Below are 18,577 nucleotides of genomic sequence, written 5' to 3'. Positions count from 1 at the left end.
TACAAGCCAAGGGGTCTTTGGCATAGAAAGACGCTGATGAGGAACAGTCTGATGGCTGGCAAAACGCTCTACGACAAACTCTGGGAAGCTCATGAGGTCAAGCGCCGCGATGACGGCTCCTCCTTGATCTACATCGACCGCCACATCATCCATGAAGTGACTTCGCCCCAGGCTTTCGAAGGCCTGCGCCTGGCCAGCCGCAAACCCTGGCGCATCGACGCCAATATCGCCACACCCGACCACAACGTGCCGACCACGCCGGAGCGCAAGGGCGGTATCGAGGCCATCGTCGACCAGGTGTCGCGCCTTCAGGTGCAGACCCTCGATGAGAACTGTGACGAATATGGCATCGTCGAATTCAAGATGAATGACGAGCGTCAGGGTATCGTCCATGTCATCAGCCCGGAGCAGGGCGCGACCTTGCCGGGCATGACCGTGGTCTGCGGCGACTCGCACACCTCCACCCACGGCGCGTTCGGCGCCCTGGCCCATGGCATCGGCACCTCCGAGGTCGAGCATGTGCTCGCCACCCAGTGCCTGGTGGCCAAGAAAATGAAGAACATGTTGGTGCGCGTCGAGGGTGAATTGCCCGCCGGCGTCACCGCCAAGGACATCGTCCTCGCCGTGATCGGCAAGATCGGCACCGCCGGCGGCAACGGCCACGCCATGGAGTTCGCCGGCAGCGCCATCCGCGAGCTGTCGATGGAAGGCCGCATGACCATCTGCAACATGTCCATCGAAGCCGGTGCCCGGGTAGGCCTGGTGGCTGTCGACGGCACCACGATCGCCTATGTCGAAGGCCGTCCGTACGCGCCGAAGGGCGAGCAGTGGACGCAGGCCGTCGAGGCCTGGAAAGGCCTGGTGTCCGACGCCGACGCCGTGTTCGACACGGTGGTCGAGCTCGACGCCGCGCAGATCAAGCCGCAGGTCAGCTGGGGTACATCGCCGGAGATGGTTCTGGCCGTCGACCAGCGCGTGCCGGACCCGGCCGCCGAGCCCGACCTGATCAAGCGCGGCTCGATCGAGCGCGCCCTCAAGTACATGGGCCTGGCCGCCAATCAGGCGATCACCGAGATCAAGCTTGACCGCGTGTTCATCGGCTCGTGCACCAACTCGCGCATCGAAGACCTGCGCGCCGCCGCCGAGATCGCCAAGGGCCGCAAGGTTGCCGCTAACGTCAAGCAGGCACTGGTAGTGCCGGGCTCGGGCCTGGTCAAGGCCCAGGCCGAGCGCGAAGGGCTGGACAAGATCTTCCTCGAGGCCGGTTTCGAGTGGCGTGAACCGGGCTGCTCGATGTGCCTGGCGATGAACCCGGACCGCCTGGAGAGCGGCGAGCACTGCGCGTCCACCTCCAACCGCAACTTCGAAGGCCGCCAGGGCGCCGGTGGCCGTACCCACCTGGTCAGCCCGGCCATGGCCGCCGCCGCCGCGGTGACCGGCCACTTCATCGATGTCCGCGAGTTGATCCAAGGGAGCGCAGCATGAAAGCCTTTACCCAGCACACCGGTCTTGTCGCGCCATTGGATCGTGCCAACGTCGACACCGACCAGATCATTCCCAAGCAGTTCCTCAAGTCGATCAAGCGCACCGGCTTCGGCCCCAACCTGTTCGACGAGTGGCGCTACCTCGATGTCGGCCAGCCTTACCAGGACAACAGCAAGCGCCCGTTGAACCAGGATTTCGTGCTCAACCATGCGCGTTACCAGGGCGCCAGCGTGTTGCTGGCGCGGGAGAACTTCGGCTGCGGCTCGAGCCGTGAGCACGCCCCGTGGGCGCTCGACGAGTACGGTTTTCGCAGTGTGATCGCGCCGAGCTTCGCCGACATCTTCTTCAACAACAGCTTCAAGAACGGCCTGTTGCCGATCATTCTCGACGCTGCCGAGGTCGACGAGCTGTTCCAGCAGGTCGAGGCCAACCCGGGTTACCAGCTGACCATCGACCTCGAGGCCCAGGCCGTGACCCGCCCGGACGGCAAGGTACTGAAGTTCGAGATCGACGCGTTCCGCAAGCACTGCCTGCTCAACGGCCTGGACGATATCGGCCTGACCCTGCAGGACAGCGACGCGATCAAGGCGTTCGAGGGCAAGCACCGCGCCAGCCAGCCGTGGTTGTTCCGCGACGCGTGATTGACTGCTTGCCCCGCGCAAAGGGGCATTGGACACTGAAGTACTTCGGCGCGCCTGCGAGGCGCGCCGCTTGATTGGATAGAGGAACGCATGAGCAAGCAGATTCTGATTCTCCCAGGTGACGGCATCGGCCCGGAAATCATGGCCGAGGCGGTCAAGGTGCTGGAACTGGCCAACGACAAGTTCCAGCTCGGCTTGAGCCTCACCCACGACGTGATCGGTGGCGCGGCCATCGACAAGCACGGCGTGCCGCTGGCCGACGAGACCCTGGCGCGCGCGCGCCAGGCCGACGCCGTGCTGCTGGGCGCCGTGGGCGGTCCGAAGTGGGACAAGATCGAGCGTGACATCCGTCCGGAGCGCGGCCTGCTGAAGATCCGTTCGCAACTGGGCCTGTTCGCCAACCTGCGCCCGGCCATCCTCTATCCGCAGTTGGCCGATGCCTCGTCGCTCAAGCCCGAGATCGTTTCAGGGCTGGACATCCTCATCGTCCGCGAGCTGACCGGCGGCATCTATTTTGGCGCGCCACGCGGCCAGCGCGAGCTGGAAGGCGGCGAGCGCCAGGCCTACGACACCCTGCCCTACAGCGAGAGCGAAGTGCGCCGCATTGCCCGTGTCGGCTTCGACATGGCCCGCGTGCGCGGCAAGAAGCTGTGCTCGGTGGACAAGGCCAACGTCCTGGCGTCCAGCCAGTTGTGGCGCGAAGTGGTCGAAGAGGTGGCCAAGGACTACCCGGACGTCGAGTTGAGCCACATGTACGTGGACAACGCCGCCATGCAACTGGTGCGCGCGCCCAAGCAGTTCGACGTGGTGGTGACCGACAACATGTTCGGCGACATCCTGTCGGATGAGGCTTCCATGCTCACCGGCTCCATCGGCATGCTGCCGTCGGCGTCGCTGGATGCCGACAACAAGGGCATGTACGAGCCGTGCCACGGTTCGGCGCCGGACATCGCCGGGCAGGGCATCGCCAACCCGTTGGCGACCATTCTCTCGGTGTCGATGATGCTGCGCTACAGCTTCAACCAGACGGCCGCCGCCGAGGCGATCGAGCAGGCGGTGAGCCGGGTGCTGGACCAGGGCCTGCGCACCGGCGACATCTTCTCCGAGGGCTGCCGCAAGGTGGGTACGCAGGAAATGGGCGACGCAGTAGTCGCAGCGCTGCGGAATCTGTAATCTCTCTGGCCCGCCACCAAAAACTCCCGGTGGCGGCCCACTTTTAGCAAAGGTGTAGTTGCGATGAAACGTGTAGGTCTGATCGGTTGGCGTGGAATGGTCGGTTCCGTGCTCATGCAGCGGATGCTCGAAGAGCAGGACTTCGACCTGATCGAGCCTGTGTTCTTCACCACCTCCAACGTCGGTGGCCAGGGCCCGAACGTGGGCAAGGACACTGGCCCGCTCAAGGACGCCTACAGCATCGACGAGCTCAAGACCCTCGACGTGATCCTGACCTGCCAGGGCGGCGACTACACCAACGAAGTCTTCCCCAAGCTGCGCGAAGCCGGCTGGCAGGGCTACTGGATCGACGCGGCCTCGTCCCTGCGCATGCAGGACGACGCGGTGATCATCCTCGACCCGGTCAACCGCAAGGTCATCGACCAGCAGTTGGACGCGGGCACCAAGAACTACATCGGCGGCAACTGCACCGTCAGCCTGATGCTGATGGGCCTGGGCGGCCTGTTCGAGGCTGGCCTGGTCGAGTGGATGAGCGCCATGACCTACCAGGCGGCCTCGGGCGCCGGCGCGCAGAATATGCGTGAGCTGATCAAGCAGATGGGCGGTATCCATGCGGCGGTCGCCGACGACTTGGCCAACCCGGCCAGCGCGATCCTCGACATCGATCGCAAGGTGGCCGAAGCCATGCGTGGCGAGGGCTTCCCGACCGACAACTTTGGCGTGCCGCTGGCTGGCAGCCTGATCCCCTGGATCGACAAGGAGCTGCCGAACGGGCAGAGCCGTGAAGAGTGGAAGGCCCAGGCCGAGACCAACAAGATCCTGGGGCGCTTCAAGAGCCCGATTCCGGTCGACGGTATCTGCGTGCGGATCGGCGCGATGCGTTGCCACAGCCAGGCGCTGACCATCAAGCTGAACAAGGATGTGCCTTTGGCGGACATCGAAGGCATGATCAGCCAGCACAATCCCTGGGTGAAATTGGTGCCTAACCAGCGGGAGATCAGCATGCAGGAGCTGAGCCCTACCCAGGTGACCGGGACCCTGAACGTGCCGGTCGGGCGTTTGCGCAAGCTGAACATGGGGTCGCAGTACCTTGGGGCCTTCACCGTTGGCGACCAGCTGCTGTGGGGGGCTGCGGAGCCGCTGCGGCGGATGTTGCGGATTCTGCTGGAGCGGTGATCTGGGTGGTTTGAGTTTGGTTTTTGAAGAGCCCGTGTTGCGTGAGTGATGCGGGTTTTTTTATTGGTGTTAGATTGGTTGTTGGTTGTTGGTTGTTGGTTGTTGGTTGTTGGTTGTTGGTTGTTTTGAGGGGTTTGTTCGGATTCTTTTTCAGCGGCGACGCTGATATCGCTGTTTCGCCTTGCGGCGACTTACTTTTGTCTTGGCAAAAGTAAGCAAAACCGCGCGCTCGTTCATCCGGCCCCTGCGCTTCGCTCCGGGGTTCCCTCGCTCCGGCCTTGCTCCCGGGAGGACCGCACTGACGGGCCATCCATGGCCCGCAGTGCTCGACGGCCATCCATGGCCGTCGCCTCCCTCCGCAAGGCCTGCGCTCGGCCTCCTGAAGTCGCGCAAGATACGGGCGGCGCCTGGGCTGGCGCAGCTGTCGCTAGTTGAAATTTTAATTAATCTCTCGATCATATCGCGGGGTGTTCAATACATATCTAAAAGTCAAACAACTAACTTCGAACTTCTCGCTCTCGCTCTCGCTCTTGCTTCTAAGCGCGCGATAGTCCAGGCGCCGCCAATTGCGACTTCAGGAGGCCGAGCGGAGTTCTTGCGTAGGGAGGTGACGGCCATGGATGGCCGTCAAGCGCTGCGCCCCAGGATGGGGCGTTCAGCGCGGTCCTCCCGGGAGCAAGAACGGAGCGAGGGAACCCCGGAGCGAAGCGCAGGGGCCGTATGAATGGAGCCGAACGGTTTTGCCTACTTTTCCCACGAGAAAAGTAGGCCGCCGTAAGGGCGGAAGGGTGATAATGCGTCGACATCGCCAATGAATGCGCATAAATAAATCAAAACCCACACTCTTGAACCCGAACCCGAACCCGAACCCGAACCCGAACCTACCTCCCACCCCACAATCCAAGTAAAGTGCCGCTCCCCCGCCGTACCCCGCAGAAAGGAACCGATCCCATGTCCACCCCCGCCCTAGACATCGCCGTAGTCGGCGCCACCGGCACCGTCGGTGAATCCCTCGTCCAGATCCTCGAGGAAGTGGCCTTCCCGGTCTCCACCCTGCACCTGCTGGCCAGCATGGAGTCCGCCGGCAGCAGCGTCATGTTCGCCGGCAAGAAGCTGAAAGTCCGCGAAGTTGACGGCTTCGACTTCACCCAGGCGCAACTGGTGTTCTTTGCCGCCAGCCCCGCCGTGAGCCGCAGCTTCGCGCCCAAGGCCATCGCCGCCGGTTGCGCGGTGATCGACCTGTCCGGCGCCCTGGACGGCGCCACCGTGCTGGTTCCGGAAGCCAATGGCGAGCGCATCGCCGAACTCGCTCGGCCCGCACTGATCACCAGCCCGAGCGCCGGCGCGGTGGCCCTGGCCGTGGCGCTGGCGCCGCTCAAGGGGCTGCTCGATATCGAGCGCGTGCAGGTCAATGCCTGCCTCGCGGTTTCGGAGCAGGGCAGGGAGGCCGTCAGCGAGCTCGCCCGGCAGACCGCCGAGTTGCTCAACGCACGCCCGCTGGAGCCGCGCTTCTTCGACCGCCAGGTCGCCTTCAACCTGCTGCCCCAGGTCGGCACCCCCGATGAACAGGGCCACACGGCCGTGGAGCGCCGCCTGGTCGGCGAGCTGCGCCAGGTGCTCGACCTGCCACAGCTGAAGATTTCCGTGACCTGCATTCAAGTCCCGGTGTTTTTCGGCGATAGCTTCAGTGTCGCCGTGCAAAGCCGTAATCCGGTCGATCTGGCGGCCGTCAACGCCGCGCTGGAAGCCGCCGACGGCATCGAGTTGGTCGAAGCGGGCGATTATCCGACACCAGTGGGGGACGCAGTGGGCCAGGACGTGGTCTATGTTGGTCGTGTACGCCATGGTGTCGATGAAGACCAGCAGCTGAATCTGTGGCTGACCACCGACAATGTGCGCAAGGGCGCGGCGCTGAATGCCGTGCAGGCGGCACAATTGTTGATAAAACACATGGCGTAAAAGATACTGCGAGCAATTTTGTCCTGAACCGCGCAAAGGTTTTCGGGACGCTTCATACAAGGGAAGAGTTCATGCTTCGAATTCGCAAACTGGTTCTGGCCATCGCTGCAGCCTCGGCGCTGTCGTCCGGCGTGGCGAACGCTCTGGGGTTGGGCGAGCTGACCCTCAAGTCGGCGCAGAACCAGCCGCTGGATGCCGAGATCGAACTGCTCGATGTGCGTGACCTCACCGCGGCGCAGATGGCGCCCAGCCTGGCGTCGCCGGAAGAGTTCGCCAAGGCAGGGGTGGCCTTCCCACCGTACCTCGAAGACCTCACGTTCACGCCGGTGATCAACCCCAACGGCAAGAGCGTGCTGCGGGTCACCTCCAGCAAGGCGTTGCCGGAGCCGGTGGTCAAGTTCCTGGTCCAGGTCATGTGGCCCCAGGGCCGTCTGCTGCGCGACTACAGCGTGCTGCTCGACCAGGCCCAGGCCCAGGGTAGCCAGCCGACCCAGGCCAATATCAACCCGGCGGTCAGCGCGGGCAGCTACACCACCAAGCGCCGCGACACCCTCTGGCAGATCGCCGCGCGCAACAGCAACGGCGGCTCGATCCAGCAGACCATGCTGGCGATCCAGGCACTGAACCCGGATGCCTTCATCGGCAACAACATCAACCAGCTCAAGATCGGCCAGGTCCTGCGCCTGCCCGATCAGCAGCAGGTGCAGAGCATTCCCCAGGCCCAGGCCAACCGTGAAGTGGCCGAGCAGTACGCCGCCTGGCGCGAAGGCCGTCGCCTTGGCCCGCGTGCACGGCAACTGGACGCCACCCGCCGTGGCGAGGCCGGCGCCGCGCCGGCACGCATCGCCCAGGGCGACAACCTGCGCCTGGTGGCACCAGGCGGCAAGGGCGCGGCCGGTGAGGCCAAGGCGCTCGGCGACAAGCTGGCCGTGGCCCAGGAAAGCCTCGACACCAGCCGTCGCGACAACGAAGAACTCAAGAGCCGCATGGTCGACTTGCAGAGCCAGCTGGACAAGCTGCAGCGTCTGATCGAGCTGAAGAACGACCAACTGGCGCGCCTGGAGGCCCAGGGCGCCGCGGCACCGCAGCCGCCGGCCGGCGCGCTGCCGGGCGAGCCGGCGCCGGCGCAACCGGCGGTGAACGCCCAGCTGACCCCGGCCGAGCCGGTGGTCGCTCCGGCGCCCGCCGCCGCCGACACCGCGCCGCAGGATGTGGCCGCCGAAGCACCGGCCAGCGAAGAGCCCGGCATGCTCGACCAGTTGTTGGGCAATCCGCTGCTGCTGGGCCTGATCGCCGGTTCCGCGTTCCTGGTCCTGCTGTTGTTGCTGCTGCTCCTGGCGCGCAAGCGCAAGGCCCAGCAGGAAGCCGAAAAGCACCTGCGCATGGCGCGTGCCCTGGCCGAGGACAGCGAGCGTGGCCCTGACCTGGAGCTGCCGCCCAGCAGCTTCGAAGGTCTCGACGTGTCGGCGCCGACCGTGACCCTGTCGCCAGCGGTGGTGGCGGCCTCGGCTGCTGCGGCCGTGGCTGCGGAAAAACCTGCGGCCCCCGTCGAAGCCGCCGCGCCAGCGGTCGATCCGCGCGCCGCGCTGCTGGCCGAAGTGGACGACAGCCTGGCCCGTGGCCGGCTCAACCATGCCGCCGACCTGCTGGAAGCGGCGGTGGCCTCCGAACCGCAGCGCAGCGACCTGCGCCTGAAGCTGATGGAAGTCTATGCCCGCCAGGGCGACCAGGATGCTTTCGCCGGTCAGGAACGCAAGTTGGCGGTCAATGATGCGAACCAGGCCGAGGTCGCCGCGCTCAAGGAGCGCTTCCCAGCCATGCTGGGTGTCGCGGCGGTGGCGGCAGGCGCTGCCGGTGCAGCCGCCCTGGCCGCCGAGCTGGACGAGCAGTATGTCCAGGACCTGCTGCAGGACAAGGCGCTGGAGCTGGGCGAAAGCGCGCCGGAACTCGTCGTGGAGCCGGTCGTGGCGGCCCAGCCTGAGCCTGTGGTCGACGAGACCGACCTGGACAGTGCCTTCGACCTGAGCCTGGGTGATGACCTGCCGGTAGATGATCACCTGGACCTGGCCGGTCTCGAGGACCTGGCTGTCGAGGCGCCTGAGGTTCAGGCCGAGGCCGAGCCTGTGCCTGCCATCGCCGAAACCGATGCCGACGACGACTTCGAGGCCTTGCTCGCTCAGGCCCAGGCGACGCCGCAGAATGTCGACGACCTGGCCGAGTTCGACCTGGATGTCGCCGAAGAACCGGTGGCCCCGGCCAGCAGCGAGGAAGCCCCGGTGGACGTGGCGGCCGAACTGGCGGCCTTCGAGGCCATTCCGGAGTTCGACCCGATCTCCGAGCTGGAACTGCCCGAGGACTTCGACCTGTCGCTGTCGCTGGACGATGACTCGCCGGCGGCCAAGAACTTCGCCTCGGAACTGGACGACGTCAACGCCGAGCTCGACAAGCTGTCGCAGAACCTCGATATCCCGGCAGCGACGCCAGAGCCGCAGTTCACCGCCGAGGACGCGGCGCTGGAGCCCGAGCCGCTGGACGACCTGGACTTCGATTTCTTCTCCGGCGCGGACGAAGTGGCCACCAAGCTCGACCTGGCTCGCGCCTACATCGACATGGGGGACCATCAGGGCGCCCGTGACATCCTCGATGAAGTGGTCAAGGACGGCGACGACAGTCAGCGCCAGGAAGCCAACGAGATGCTCTCGCGCCTGGTCTGAGGCGACGTAGCACAGCGCGGGGCAAGCCCACTCCCACAGAACACGTGGGAGCGGGCTTGCCCCGCGATCATTTCGGCCTCCGCGCGGTTTGCCGGTATACTCCCGTCTTTCGTTTCAGCATCAGGTTTGCCGCTCTTGGACATCATCGACACCGCCGCCGCCGAGTCGGCCGCCGAAGGCTACACCCGCATCGCCCTGGGCGTGGAATACAAAGGCTCGCGCTACCGCGGCTGGCAACGCCAGGCCAGTGGCGTGCCCAGTGTCCAGCAGGCCCTGGAGCAGGCGCTGTCGACGGTGGCCAACGAGCCGATCTCGGTGATCTGCGCCGGGCGTACCGATGCCGGCGTCCATGGCTGCGGGCAGATCGTGCATTTCGACACCCGCGCCGTGCGCGACGAGCGTGCCTGGACCCTGGGCACCAACTTCAACCTGCCCCACGACATCAGCGTGGTCTGGTCGGCGCCCATGCCGGCGCACTTCCATGCCCGCTTCAAGGCCACCGCGCGGCGCTATCGCTACGTCATCTACAACGATCCGATCCGCCCGGCGCACCTGGCCGAGGAAGTGACCTGGAATCACCGCCCGCTGGACGTCGAGCGCATGGCCGAGGCCGCGCAGTATCTGCTGGGGACCCATGATTTCAGCGCCTTCCGCGCCAGCCAGTGCCAGGCCAAGTCGCCGATCAAGCACATCCACCACCTGCGCGTGACCCGCCACGGGCGGATGATCGTGCTGGACGTGCGCGCCACCGCGTTCCTGCACCACATGGTGCGCAACATCGCCGGCGTGCTGATGACCATCGGCGCCGGCGAGCGTCCGGTGGCGTGGGCCCGCGAGGTGCTGGAAGGGCGCAACCGCCGTGACGGTGGGGTGACCGCGCACCCTTACGGCCTCTACCTGGTGCAGGTGGAGTATCCGGAAGAATACGCGCTGCCGCAGCGTTACATCGGCCCACACTTTCTTACCGGCTACGAGGCGCTGGCGGACTGACGGGGCACGGGTCATTTGCTACCATCGACGCTTTCCCGATCACCCAAGGTTCGCCGTCCATGAGCAACGTTCGCAGCAAGATCTGCGGGATTACCCGTATCGAGGACGCCCTGGCCGCGGTCGAGGCCGGCGCCGACGCCCTCGGTTTCGTCTTCTATGCGAAAAGCCCGCGGGCGGTGGACGTGCGCCAGGCGCGGGCGATCATCGACGCGCTACCGCCGTTCGTGACCACCGTGGGGTTGTTCGTCAATGCCTCGCGCTGCGAGCTCAACGAGATCCTCGAAGTGGTTTCCCTGGACCTGCTACAGTTCCACGGCGATGAAGCCCCGGCCGATTGCGAGGGCTACCACCGCCCCTGGATCAAGGCCCTGCGGGTGCGCCCCGGGGATGACCTGGAGGCCGCCTGCCAGCACTACGCCGGCGCCCGCGGCATCCTGCTGGATGCCTATGTGCCGGGCGTGCCGGGAGGAACCGGTGAGGCCTTCGACTGGTCATTGATTCCGCAGCGCCTGAGCAAGCCGATCATCCTTGCTGGTGGCCTGTCGGCCGACAATGTCGCCGAGGCCATTCGCCAGGTGCGCCCGTACGCGGTGGATGTCAGTGGCGGCGTGGAGCAGGCCAAGGGCATCAAGGAAGCAGCAAAGATCGAAGCCTTCATGCAGGCGGTGAAGCAGGCGTGAACGCGGATGTGACGGCTGGCCGCGCGCCATCGTCCATAGCTTTCGCAGCCCGGTGCTGCCAGGTCGCGCCAGAGCGCGGGGCATGCCGGGGAAGAATTGGAGGTGGGGCGGTTGTAGCCGGCCCATCGTCGCTTTACAGAAGAATTTGAGCTCAAGGGCAGGGCGGGGCCGCGCAGGTCTCCCCGGCCAATACTGGAGAAAGCAAGCATGAGCAACTGGTTGGTAGACAAACTGATCCCATCGATCATGCGTTCCGAGGTGAAGAAGAGCTCGGTGCCGGAAGGGCTGTGGCACAAGTGCCCGTCCTGCGAAGCCGTGCTGTATCGCCCGGAGCTGGAAAAGACCCTCGACGTCTGCCCTAAGTGCAACCACCACATGCGTATCGGCGCCCGCGCGCGCATCGATATCTTCCTCGATCCAGAAGGCCGTGCCGAGCTGGGCGCCGATCTGGAGCCGGTCGACCGTCTGAAGTTCCGTGATGGCAAGAAGTACAAGGACCGCCTGACCGCCGCGCAGAAGCAGACCGGCGAGAAGGACGCGCTGATCTCCATGAGTGGCACTCTGATGGGCATGCCGATCGTGGTCAGTGCCTTCGAGTTCTCCTTCATGGGCGGCTCCATGGGTGCCATCGTCGGTGAGCGTTTCGTGCGCGCCGCCAACTACGCCTTGGAAAACCGCTGCCCGATGGTCTGCTTCTCCGCTTCCGGCGGCGCGCGCATGCAGGAAGCGCTGATTTCGCTGATGCAGATGGCCAAGACCTCCGCCGTGCTGGCGCGCCTGCGCGAAGAAGGCATTCCGTTCATCTCGGTACTGACCGACCCGGTCTACGGCGGCGTTTCGGCCAGCCTGGCGATGCTCGGCGACGTGATCGTCGGCGAACCGAAGGCGCTGATCGGCTTCGCCGGCCCGCGCGTGATCGAGCAGACCGTGCGCGAGAAACTGCCCGAAGGCTTCCAGCGCAGCGAGTTCCTGCTGGAGCACGGCGCCATCGACCTGATCATCTCCCGTGACGAGCTGCGTCCGCGCCTGGCTCGCCTGCTGGCGCAGATGACCGGCCAGCCGACTCCGGAAGCGGCCAAAGAGGTCGCCGCGGTCGCGTGATGAACCAGCGCAGCCTGGGCGACTGGCTCGCCTACCTCGAACAGTTGCACCCCTCGGCCATCGACATGGGCCTGGAGCGCTCGCAACAGGTGCTGGCGCGCCTGGGGCTGGGCAAGCTGGCGCCACGGGTGGTAACGGTGACCGGCACCAATGGCAAGGGCTCGACCTGCGCCTTCGTGGCCGCGTTGCTGCGCGCCCAGGGGCTCAAGGTCGGGGTGTACAGTTCGCCGCACCTGCTGCGTTACAACGAACGGGTGCTGATCGAAGGCCGCGAGGCCAGCGATGAGCGCCTGTGTGAGGCGTTCGCCGCGGTGGAAGCGGCACGCGGCGAAATCTCGCTGACCTATTTCGAAATGGGCACCTTGGCGGCGTTCTGGTTGTTCAAGCAGTCCGCGCTGGACGCGGTGGTGCTCGAGGTCGGCCTGGGTGGCCGGTTGGACGCGGTCAACCTGATGGATGCGGATGTGTCGCTGGTCACCAGTATCGGCGTCGACCACATCGACTACCTGGGTGACAGCCGCGAGTCGGTGGCCTACGAGAAAGCGGGGATCTTCCGTCAGGGCAAGCCTGCGCTGTGCGGTGACCTGGATCCACCACAGCCTTTGCTGGACAAGGTACGCGAGTTGGGTTGCCCGTTCTTCCTGCGCGGGCGTGATTTTGACCTGGATAGCAGTGCCGAACACTGGCATTGGCGTGGTCGCCAGCTCGACGGTTCGCCTGTGGAGTTGCGCGACCTGCCGTTGCTCGACCTGCCCATGGAGAATGCCGCCCTGGCCTTGCAGGCTTTCCTGCTGATGGGCCTGCCGTGGGATGCCGGCACGGTTCGCCAGGCCTTGCTGGATACGCGTATCACCGGTCGTCTCGACCGGCGCGAGCTGCTGCTGCGTGGCAAGCGCGTGGAGCTGCTGCTGGATGTCGGTCACAACCCGCACGCTGCCGAGTACCTGGCCCGCCGCCTGGCGGCGCGCCCGGTGAAGGGGCGGCGCCTGGCGGTGTTCGGCCTGTTGGCCGACAAGGACCTGGCCGGTGTGCTCGCGCCGCTGCGCGACCAGGTCGCCGATTGGGCGGTGGCGCCGCTGGACACGCCGCGCAGTCGCCCTGCCGCGGAGCTGGCGGATGCCTTGACGAACCTCGGTGCGACGGTGAAGTCTTACGCCAGTGTTGCGGCTGCCCTCGAAGGGCAGTGCGCCCAGGCGACGGCGGATGACCAGATCCTGCTGTTCGGTTCGTTTTTCTGCGTCGGCGAGGCCCTGGCCTGGCTCGAGCGGCAGGTCCCCGAGGATGGAGTAGATGGCAGTGCTGGATAAAGGGATGAAGCAGCGCATGGTCGGTGCGCTTGTGCTGGTGGCGCTGGCGGTGATCTTCCTGCCGATGTTGTTCACTCGCGAGGACGAGCTGCGCCAGGTGCGTGTCGAGGCGCCGGAGGCGCCGGCCATGCCCAGCCTGCCCCAGGTTCAGGTGGAGCCTGTCCAGGTGCCAGAACCTCAGGCGTTGCCGGAGCAGAACGAGCAGCCGCCGGTGGTGGTCGACGAGTCCACGGCGCCGGTGACGGCGCCGAGCCAGCCCATCGCGCCGGTAGTGACCGTGGCGCCGCCCGCGCAGCCCAAGCCACAGACGCCAGTGCCGACGCCGCCGGTGGCCAAGGTGGAGGCGCGTCCTGTGCCTGCGCCCGCCGCTCCTGCCGCCAAACCAGCCGCGCCGTCGAAGATCGACGCCAACGGCCTGCCGGTGAGCTGGTCGATCCAACTGGCCAGCCTGTCCAATCGGGCTGGTGCCGAGAACCTGCAGAAGACCCTGCGCAGCCAGGGCTACAACGCCTATATCCGTTCGGCGGACGGCATGAACCGGGTATTCGTCGGGCCGCTGATCGAGCGTGCCGAGGCCGAGCGTCTGCGTGATGTGATCAATCGCCAGCAGAACCTCAAAGGCATCGTGGTGCGCTTCCAGCCGGAGCGTGGCTGAGTCCGAACGCTGAAGTCGTGCGCGGTCCCTGTAGGAGCGCGTAGGATTTTGCAGCGTAGGATTGCCCCGCGACGGCTTTTCTAGCCCGCAAAGCTGTCCCCAGAGTCAGCCCGCAGCCCTTCAAACGCCTGACATTCCGCTTACTCCAAACCCCTGGCTCTGGTAAAATGCGCCGCCTCAAACGTCGGCAGGCAACACCGTGGCATTTACCTGGGTTGATTGGGCGATCATTGCGATCGTCGTCATTTCATCACTGATCAGTCTCAAGCGCGGCTTCGTCAAGGAAGCCTTGTCCCTGCTCATCTGGATTGTCGCCGGTGCGGTGGCCTGGATGTTCGGCGGGTCGCTTTCGCAGTACCTTGAAAGCTATATCCAGACGCCGTCCGCGCGAGTCATCGCCGGCTGCGCGATTCTTTTCGTCGCCACGCTACTGGTCGGGGCGATGCTCAATTTCCTCATCGGCGAGCTGATACGCGTGACCGGGCTGTCCGGTACCGATCGCTTCCTCGGCATGGCCTTCGGCGCCGCGCGCGGGGGCTTGCTGGTGGTGGTGGCGGTCGGGCTGTTGAGCCTGGGGCCGGTGCAACAGGATCCGTGGTGGCAGGAATCGCGCCTGATACCACAATTTCTATTGGTAGCCGACTGGTCGAAGAACCTCATACTCGGGTTCACCGGCCAGTGGATGTCCAGTGGGGTCAGCGCACCCGTTGACCTTCCGTTCAAGGAGCAGCTGCTCGGGCCGACCAAGCCGTGAGCGCTCTTCACTCAAGTTTCATCAAAGTAGGGGTTGCGTCGCATGTGTGGCATCGTCGGTATCGTCGGTAAGTCGAACGTCAATCAGGCGCTGTATGACGCGCTTACGGTCCTCCAGCACCGCGGCCAGGACGCTGCCGGTATCGTGACCAGCCATGACGGCCGGTTGTTCCTGCGCAAGGATAACGGCCTGGTGCGCGACGTCTTCCAGCAGCGCCACATGCAGCGCCTGGTCGGCAGTATCGGCATCGGTCACGTGCGTTACCCGACCGCCGGCAGCTCCACCTCGGCCGAGGCGCAGCCGTTCTACGTCAACTCGCCGTACGGCATCACCCTGGCGCACAACGGCAACCTGACCAACGTCGAGCAGTTGGCCAAGGAGATCTACGAGTCCGACCTGCGTCACGTCAACACCAACTCCGACTCCGAAGTGCTGCTGAACGTGTTCGCCCATGAACTGGCCGTGCGCGGCAAGCTGCAACCGACCGAGGAAGACGTGTTCGCCGCGGTTTCCCACGTGCACAGCCGCTGCGTCGGCGGCTACGCGGTGGTGGCGATGATCACCGGCTACGGCATCGTCGGCTTCCGCGACCCCAACGGCATCCGTCCGGTGGTGTTCGGCCAGCGTCACACCGACGAAGGCGTCGAGTACATGATCGCTTCGGAAAGCGTGGCCTTGGACGTGCTCGGCTTCACCCTGATTCGCGACCTGGCGCCGGGCGAGGCGGTGTACATCACCGAAGGTGGCCAGCTGTTCACCAAGCAGTGCGCCGAGAGCCCGAAACTGCAGCCGTGCATCTTCGAGCACGTCTACCTGGCCCGCCCTGATTCGATCATGGACGGCGTCTCGGTGTACAAGGCGCGCCTGCGCATGGGCGAGAAGCTGGCCGAGAAGATCCAGCGCGAGCGCCCGGACCACGACATCGACGTGGTCATCCCGATCCCCGACACCAGCCGCACCGCGGCGCTGGAACTGGCCAACCATCTGGGCGTCAAGTTCCGCGAAGGCTTCGTCAAGAACCGCTACATTGGGCGGACCTTCATCATGCCCGGCCAGGCCGCGCGCAAGAAATCGGTACGCCAGAAGCTCAACGCCATCGAGCTGGAGTTCCGCGGCAAGAACGTGATGCTGGTGGACGACTCGATCGTGCGCGGCACCACCTGCAAGCAGATCATCCAGATGGCCCGCGAGGCCGGCGCCAAGAACGTCTACTTCTGCTCCGCGGCCCCCGCGGTGCGCTACCCCAACGTCTACGGCATCGACATGCCGAGCGCTCATGAGCTGATCGCCCACAACCGTACCACCGAGCAGGTGGCCGAGTTGATCGGCGCCGACTGGCTGATCTACCAGGACCTCCCGGACCTGATCGAATCGGTTGGTGGCGGCAAGATCAAGATCGAGCATTTCGATTGCGCGGTGTTCAACGGTGAGTATGTCACCGGCGATATCGACGAAGCCTACCTCGATCGCATCGAGCAGGCCCGTAACGACCTGGCCAAGGTGAAGAACCAGGCGGTCAGCGCGATCATCGACCTGTACAACAACTGATTTGGGAGCGACGGCATGACCGATCAATGGGATGCCGGTCGACTGGACAGTGACCTCGAGGGTGTCGGTTTCGACACCCTGGCGGTGCGCGCCGGTCAGAACCGTACACCGGAGGCCGAGCACAGCGAAGCGCTGTTCCTGACCTCCAGCTATGTCTTCCGCACGGCCGCCGATGCCGCCGCGCGCTTTGCCGGCGAAACGCCGGGCAACGTCTATTCGCGCTACACCAACCCGACCGTGCGTGCCTTCGAGGAGCGCCTGGCGGCCATGGAAGGCGCCGAGCAGGCCGTGGCCACCTCCACCGGCATGGCGGCGATCCTCGCCGTGGTCATGTCGCTGTGCAGTGCTGGCGACCATGTGCTGGTGTCGCAGAGCGTGTTCGGCTCGACCATCAGCCTGTTCGAGAAGTACTTCAAGCGTTTCGGCGTGCAGGTGGACTACGTGCCGCTGGTCGACCTGAACGGCTGGGAAAAGGCCATCAAGGCCAACACCAAGCTGCTGGTCGTCGAGTCGCCGTCCAACCCGTTGGCCGAACTGGTGGACATCACCGCACTGGCCGAGATCGCCCATGCCCGTGGCGCCATGCTGGTGGTGGACAACTGCTTCAGCACTCCGGCCTTGCAGCAACCGCTCAAGCTCGGCGCCGACATCGTGTTCCACTCGGCGACCAAGTTCATCGACGGCCAGGGCCGTTGCATGGGCGGCGTGGTGGCCGGGCGCAGCGAGCAGATGAAGGAAGTGGTGGGCTTTCTGCGCACCGCCGGCCCGACCCTCAGCCCGTTCAACGCCTGGGTCTTCACCAAGGGCCTGGAGACCCTCAAGCTGCGCATGCGCGCCCACTGCGAGAGCGCCCAGGCGCTGGCCGAGTGGCTCGAGCAGCAGGACGGCATCGAGAAGGTCCACTATGCCGGCCTGCCGAGCCATCCGCAGCATGAACTGGCCAAGCGCCAGATGAGCGGCTTCGGCGCGGTGGTCAGCTTCGAGGTCAAGGGTGGCAAGGAAGGCGCCTGGCGTTTCATCGACGCCACCCGGGTGATCTCCATCACCACCAACCTCGGCGACAGCAAGACCACCATCGCCCACCCGGCCACCACCTCCCACGGACGTCTGACGCCACAGGAGCGCGAGGCGGCGGGTATCCGTGACAGCCTGGTGCGCGTGGCGGTTGGCCTGGAAGACGTGGCCGACCTGCAAGCCGATCTGGCCCGCGGCCTGGCGGCGCTGTGATCGACTGGAAGAGTGGCGAACCCGGCCATAACGGCCGGGTAGCCCTGGTAACCGGTGCCGCCCGCGGCATCGGCCTGGGCATCGCCGCCTGGTTGATCTGCGAGGGGTGGCAGGTGGTGCTCAGCGATCTGGATCGCCCGCGCGGCACCAAGGTCGCCAAGGCCCTGGGCGATAACGCCTGGTTCATCACCATGGACGTGGCCGACGAGGCCCAGGTCAGTGCCGGGGTGTCCGAGGTGCTCGGGCAGTTCGGCCGGCTGGATGCGCTGGTGTGCAACGCGGCGATCGCCAATCCGCACAACCAGACCCTGGAAAGCCTGTCCCTGGCTCAATGGAACCGGGTACTGGCAGTCAACCTCAATGGCCCGATGCTGCTGGCCAAGCATTGCGCACCTTACCTGCGCGCCCATGGCGGCGCGATCGTCAACCTGACCTCCACCCGCGCCCGGCAGTCCGAGCCGGACACCGAGGCCTATGCCGCCAGCAAGGGTGGCCTGGTCGCCTTGACCCACGCCCTGGCCATGAGCCTGGGGCCGGAGATCCGCGTCAATGCGGTGAGCCCGGGCTGGATCGATGCCCGTGACCCTTCGCAGCGACGCGCCGAGCCTTTGACCGAGGCCGACCATGCCCAGCATCCGACGGGCAGGGTAGGGACGGTCGAGGATGTGGCTGCGCTGGTGGCGTGGTTGCTGTCGCGTCAGGCGGGGTTTGTCACTGGCCAGGAGTTCGTGGTCGATGGTGGGATGACCCGCAAGATGATCTACAACTGAGCTGTAACCTGTTGAGATGTAAGAGAAAGGGGCGATAGCCCCTTTTTTGTCGGTTGTGCCGGCCTTGTGGCGGCGCAAGCCCGCTCTCACGCTGTGAGCATCTGGTTGCAGGAGCGGGCCTGCCCCGCGATGAGGTCGGCAAGAGCAACCGGCTTTTTCGCCCTTTTTGAAAAAAACTTCAATGGGGGTATTGACTTAGCATCGGTACCTGCGTAAATTTCGCGGCCTCAGCGAAGCAAACGCAACAAGCAACATCGCGGGGGTGATTAGCTCAGCCGGGAGAGCATCTGCCTTACAAGCAGAGGGTCGGCGGTTCGATCCCGTCATCACCCACCACTTCCTGAGACGTTCCTAGTCCAGTGGTTTCGAAAGAAACACGTTGGCAGAGAGGAACAGG

General features: G+C 65.3%; 15 protein-coding genes and 1 tRNA gene. All 16 read left to right on the top strand.

The window, feature by feature from the left end:
- The first annotated feature begins 51 nt into the window (after positions 1–51).
- A complete protein-coding gene (gene leuC, locus AC25MA_RS22080; protein ID WP_028690431.1) occupies positions 52–1,485 on the top strand; it encodes a 3-isopropylmalate dehydratase large subunit in 1,434 nt (477 codons plus the stop codon).
- Entirely contained in the window at positions 1,482–2,126 is a 645-nt protein-coding gene (gene leuD, locus AC25MA_RS22075; RefSeq protein WP_028690432.1) for a 3-isopropylmalate dehydratase small subunit, read from the top strand. The genes leuC and leuD overlap by 4 nt, the downstream gene beginning before the upstream one ends.
- Positions 2,127–2,216: 90 nt before the next feature.
- Positions 2,217–3,299 carry a 3-isopropylmalate dehydrogenase gene (leuB, locus tag AC25MA_RS22070; protein WP_028690433.1) on the top strand — a complete coding sequence of 361 codons (1,083 nt, stop codon included), beginning with the start codon at positions 2,217–2,219 and terminating at the stop codon, positions 3,297–3,299.
- Positions 3,300–3,362: 63 nt separating this feature from the next.
- The gene (gene asd / locus AC25MA_RS22065) at positions 3,363–4,475 is read left to right on the top strand and encodes an aspartate-semialdehyde dehydrogenase (protein WP_028690434.1); all 1,113 of its coding nucleotides are present in this window, start codon (positions 3,363–3,365) and stop codon (positions 4,473–4,475) included.
- A 951-nt stretch (positions 4,476–5,426) separates the two neighbouring features.
- Positions 5,427–6,434 (top strand): aspartate-semialdehyde dehydrogenase, encoded by a 1,008-nt coding sequence (locus tag AC25MA_RS22060; RefSeq protein WP_088852924.1) that lies wholly within the window; start codon positions 5,427–5,429, stop codon positions 6,432–6,434.
- A 71-nt stretch (positions 6,435–6,505) separates the two neighbouring features.
- Positions 6,506–9,148 (top strand): FimV/HubP family polar landmark protein, encoded by a 2,643-nt coding sequence (locus AC25MA_RS22055; protein ID WP_213883485.1) that lies wholly within the window; start codon positions 6,506–6,508, stop codon positions 9,146–9,148.
- A 135-nt stretch (positions 9,149–9,283) separates the two neighbouring features.
- Complete coding sequence (truA, locus tag AC25MA_RS22050; RefSeq protein WP_062363739.1) at positions 9,284–10,138, top strand: tRNA pseudouridine(38-40) synthase TruA; 855 nt, start codon at positions 9,284–9,286, stop codon at positions 10,136–10,138.
- Between the two features lie 59 nt (positions 10,139–10,197).
- Positions 10,198–10,818 carry a phosphoribosylanthranilate isomerase gene (locus AC25MA_RS22045; RefSeq protein ID WP_028690438.1) on the top strand — a complete coding sequence of 207 codons (621 nt, stop codon included), beginning with the start codon at positions 10,198–10,200 and terminating at the stop codon, positions 10,816–10,818.
- Between the two features lie 207 nt (positions 10,819–11,025).
- Complete coding sequence (gene accD / locus AC25MA_RS22040; RefSeq protein WP_028690439.1) at positions 11,026–11,919, top strand: acetyl-CoA carboxylase, carboxyltransferase subunit beta; 894 nt, start codon at positions 11,026–11,028, stop codon at positions 11,917–11,919.
- Positions 11,919–13,226, top strand: coding sequence for a bifunctional tetrahydrofolate synthase/dihydrofolate synthase (gene folC, locus AC25MA_RS22035; protein ID WP_028690440.1), 1,308 nt, complete (start codon positions 11,919–11,921; stop codon positions 13,224–13,226). The genes accD and folC overlap by 1 nt, the downstream gene beginning before the upstream one ends.
- On the top strand, positions 13,210–13,881 hold the full coding sequence (locus AC25MA_RS22030; protein ID WP_207852711.1) for an SPOR domain-containing protein: 672 nt from the start codon (positions 13,210–13,212) through the stop codon (positions 13,879–13,881). Before folC ends, AC25MA_RS22030 begins: the two co-directional genes overlap by 17 nt.
- Before the next feature lie 199 nt (positions 13,882–14,080).
- Positions 14,081–14,635, top strand: a complete 555-nt coding sequence (locus AC25MA_RS22025; RefSeq protein WP_213883481.1) for a CvpA family protein — start codon at positions 14,081–14,083, stop codon at positions 14,633–14,635.
- Between the two features lie 42 nt (positions 14,636–14,677).
- Entirely contained in the window at positions 14,678–16,183 is a 1,506-nt protein-coding gene (gene purF, locus AC25MA_RS22020) for an amidophosphoribosyltransferase (protein ID WP_028690443.1), read from the top strand.
- Between the two features lie 15 nt (positions 16,184–16,198).
- Complete coding sequence (locus AC25MA_RS22015; RefSeq protein ID WP_028690444.1) at positions 16,199–17,410, top strand: O-succinylhomoserine sulfhydrylase; 1,212 nt, start codon at positions 16,199–16,201, stop codon at positions 17,408–17,410.
- Positions 17,407–18,180 carry an SDR family oxidoreductase gene (locus AC25MA_RS22010; RefSeq protein ID WP_062363728.1) on the top strand — a complete coding sequence of 258 codons (774 nt, stop codon included), beginning with the start codon at positions 17,407–17,409 and terminating at the stop codon, positions 18,178–18,180. Before AC25MA_RS22015 ends, AC25MA_RS22010 begins: the two co-directional genes overlap by 4 nt.
- A gap of 260 nt (positions 18,181–18,440) precedes the next feature.
- Positions 18,441–18,516 (top strand) — tRNA-Val (locus AC25MA_RS22005).
- The last annotated feature ends 61 nt before the right edge of the window (positions 18,517–18,577 follow it).

The organism is Pseudomonas sp. P65(2024), assembly GCF_057480955.1.
Note: the sequence above shows the minus strand (reverse complement) of the source record. Positions and strands in the feature narration are given on the sequence as shown.

Bases quoted from the DNA above. Each gene is read 5' to 3' on its own strand.
- leuB (WP_028690433.1), top strand. From the start codon at position 2,217: ATGAGCAAGCAGATTCTGATTCTCCCAGGTGACGGCATCGGCCCGGAA.
- AC25MA_RS22055 (WP_213883485.1), top strand. From the start codon at position 6,506: ATGCTTCGAATTCGCAAACTGGTTCTGGCCATCGCTGCAGCCTCGGCG.
- accD (WP_028690439.1), top strand. From the start codon at position 11,026: ATGAGCAACTGGTTGGTAGACAAACTGATCCCATCGATCATGCGTTCC.
- folC (WP_028690440.1), top strand. From the start codon at position 11,919: ATGAACCAGCGCAGCCTGGGCGACTGGCTCGCCTACCTCGAACAGTTG.
- AC25MA_RS22045 (WP_028690438.1), top strand. From the start codon at position 10,198: ATGAGCAACGTTCGCAGCAAGATCTGCGGGATTACCCGTATCGAGGAC.
- asd (WP_028690434.1), top strand. From the start codon at position 3,363: ATGAAACGTGTAGGTCTGATCGGTTGGCGTGGAATGGTCGGTTCCGTG.
- AC25MA_RS22015 (WP_028690444.1), top strand. From the start codon at position 16,199: ATGACCGATCAATGGGATGCCGGTCGACTGGACAGTGACCTCGAGGGT.
- purF (WP_028690443.1), top strand. From the start codon at position 14,678: ATGTGTGGCATCGTCGGTATCGTCGGTAAGTCGAACGTCAATCAGGCG.
- AC25MA_RS22060 (WP_088852924.1), top strand. From the start codon at position 5,427: ATGTCCACCCCCGCCCTAGACATCGCCGTAGTCGGCGCCACCGGCACC.
- AC25MA_RS22030 (WP_207852711.1), top strand. From the start codon at position 13,210: ATGGCAGTGCTGGATAAAGGGATGAAGCAGCGCATGGTCGGTGCGCTT.
- leuD (WP_028690432.1), top strand. From the start codon at position 1,482: ATGAAAGCCTTTACCCAGCACACCGGTCTTGTCGCGCCATTGGATCGT.
- leuC (WP_028690431.1), top strand. From the start codon at position 52: ATGGCTGGCAAAACGCTCTACGACAAACTCTGGGAAGCTCATGAGGTC.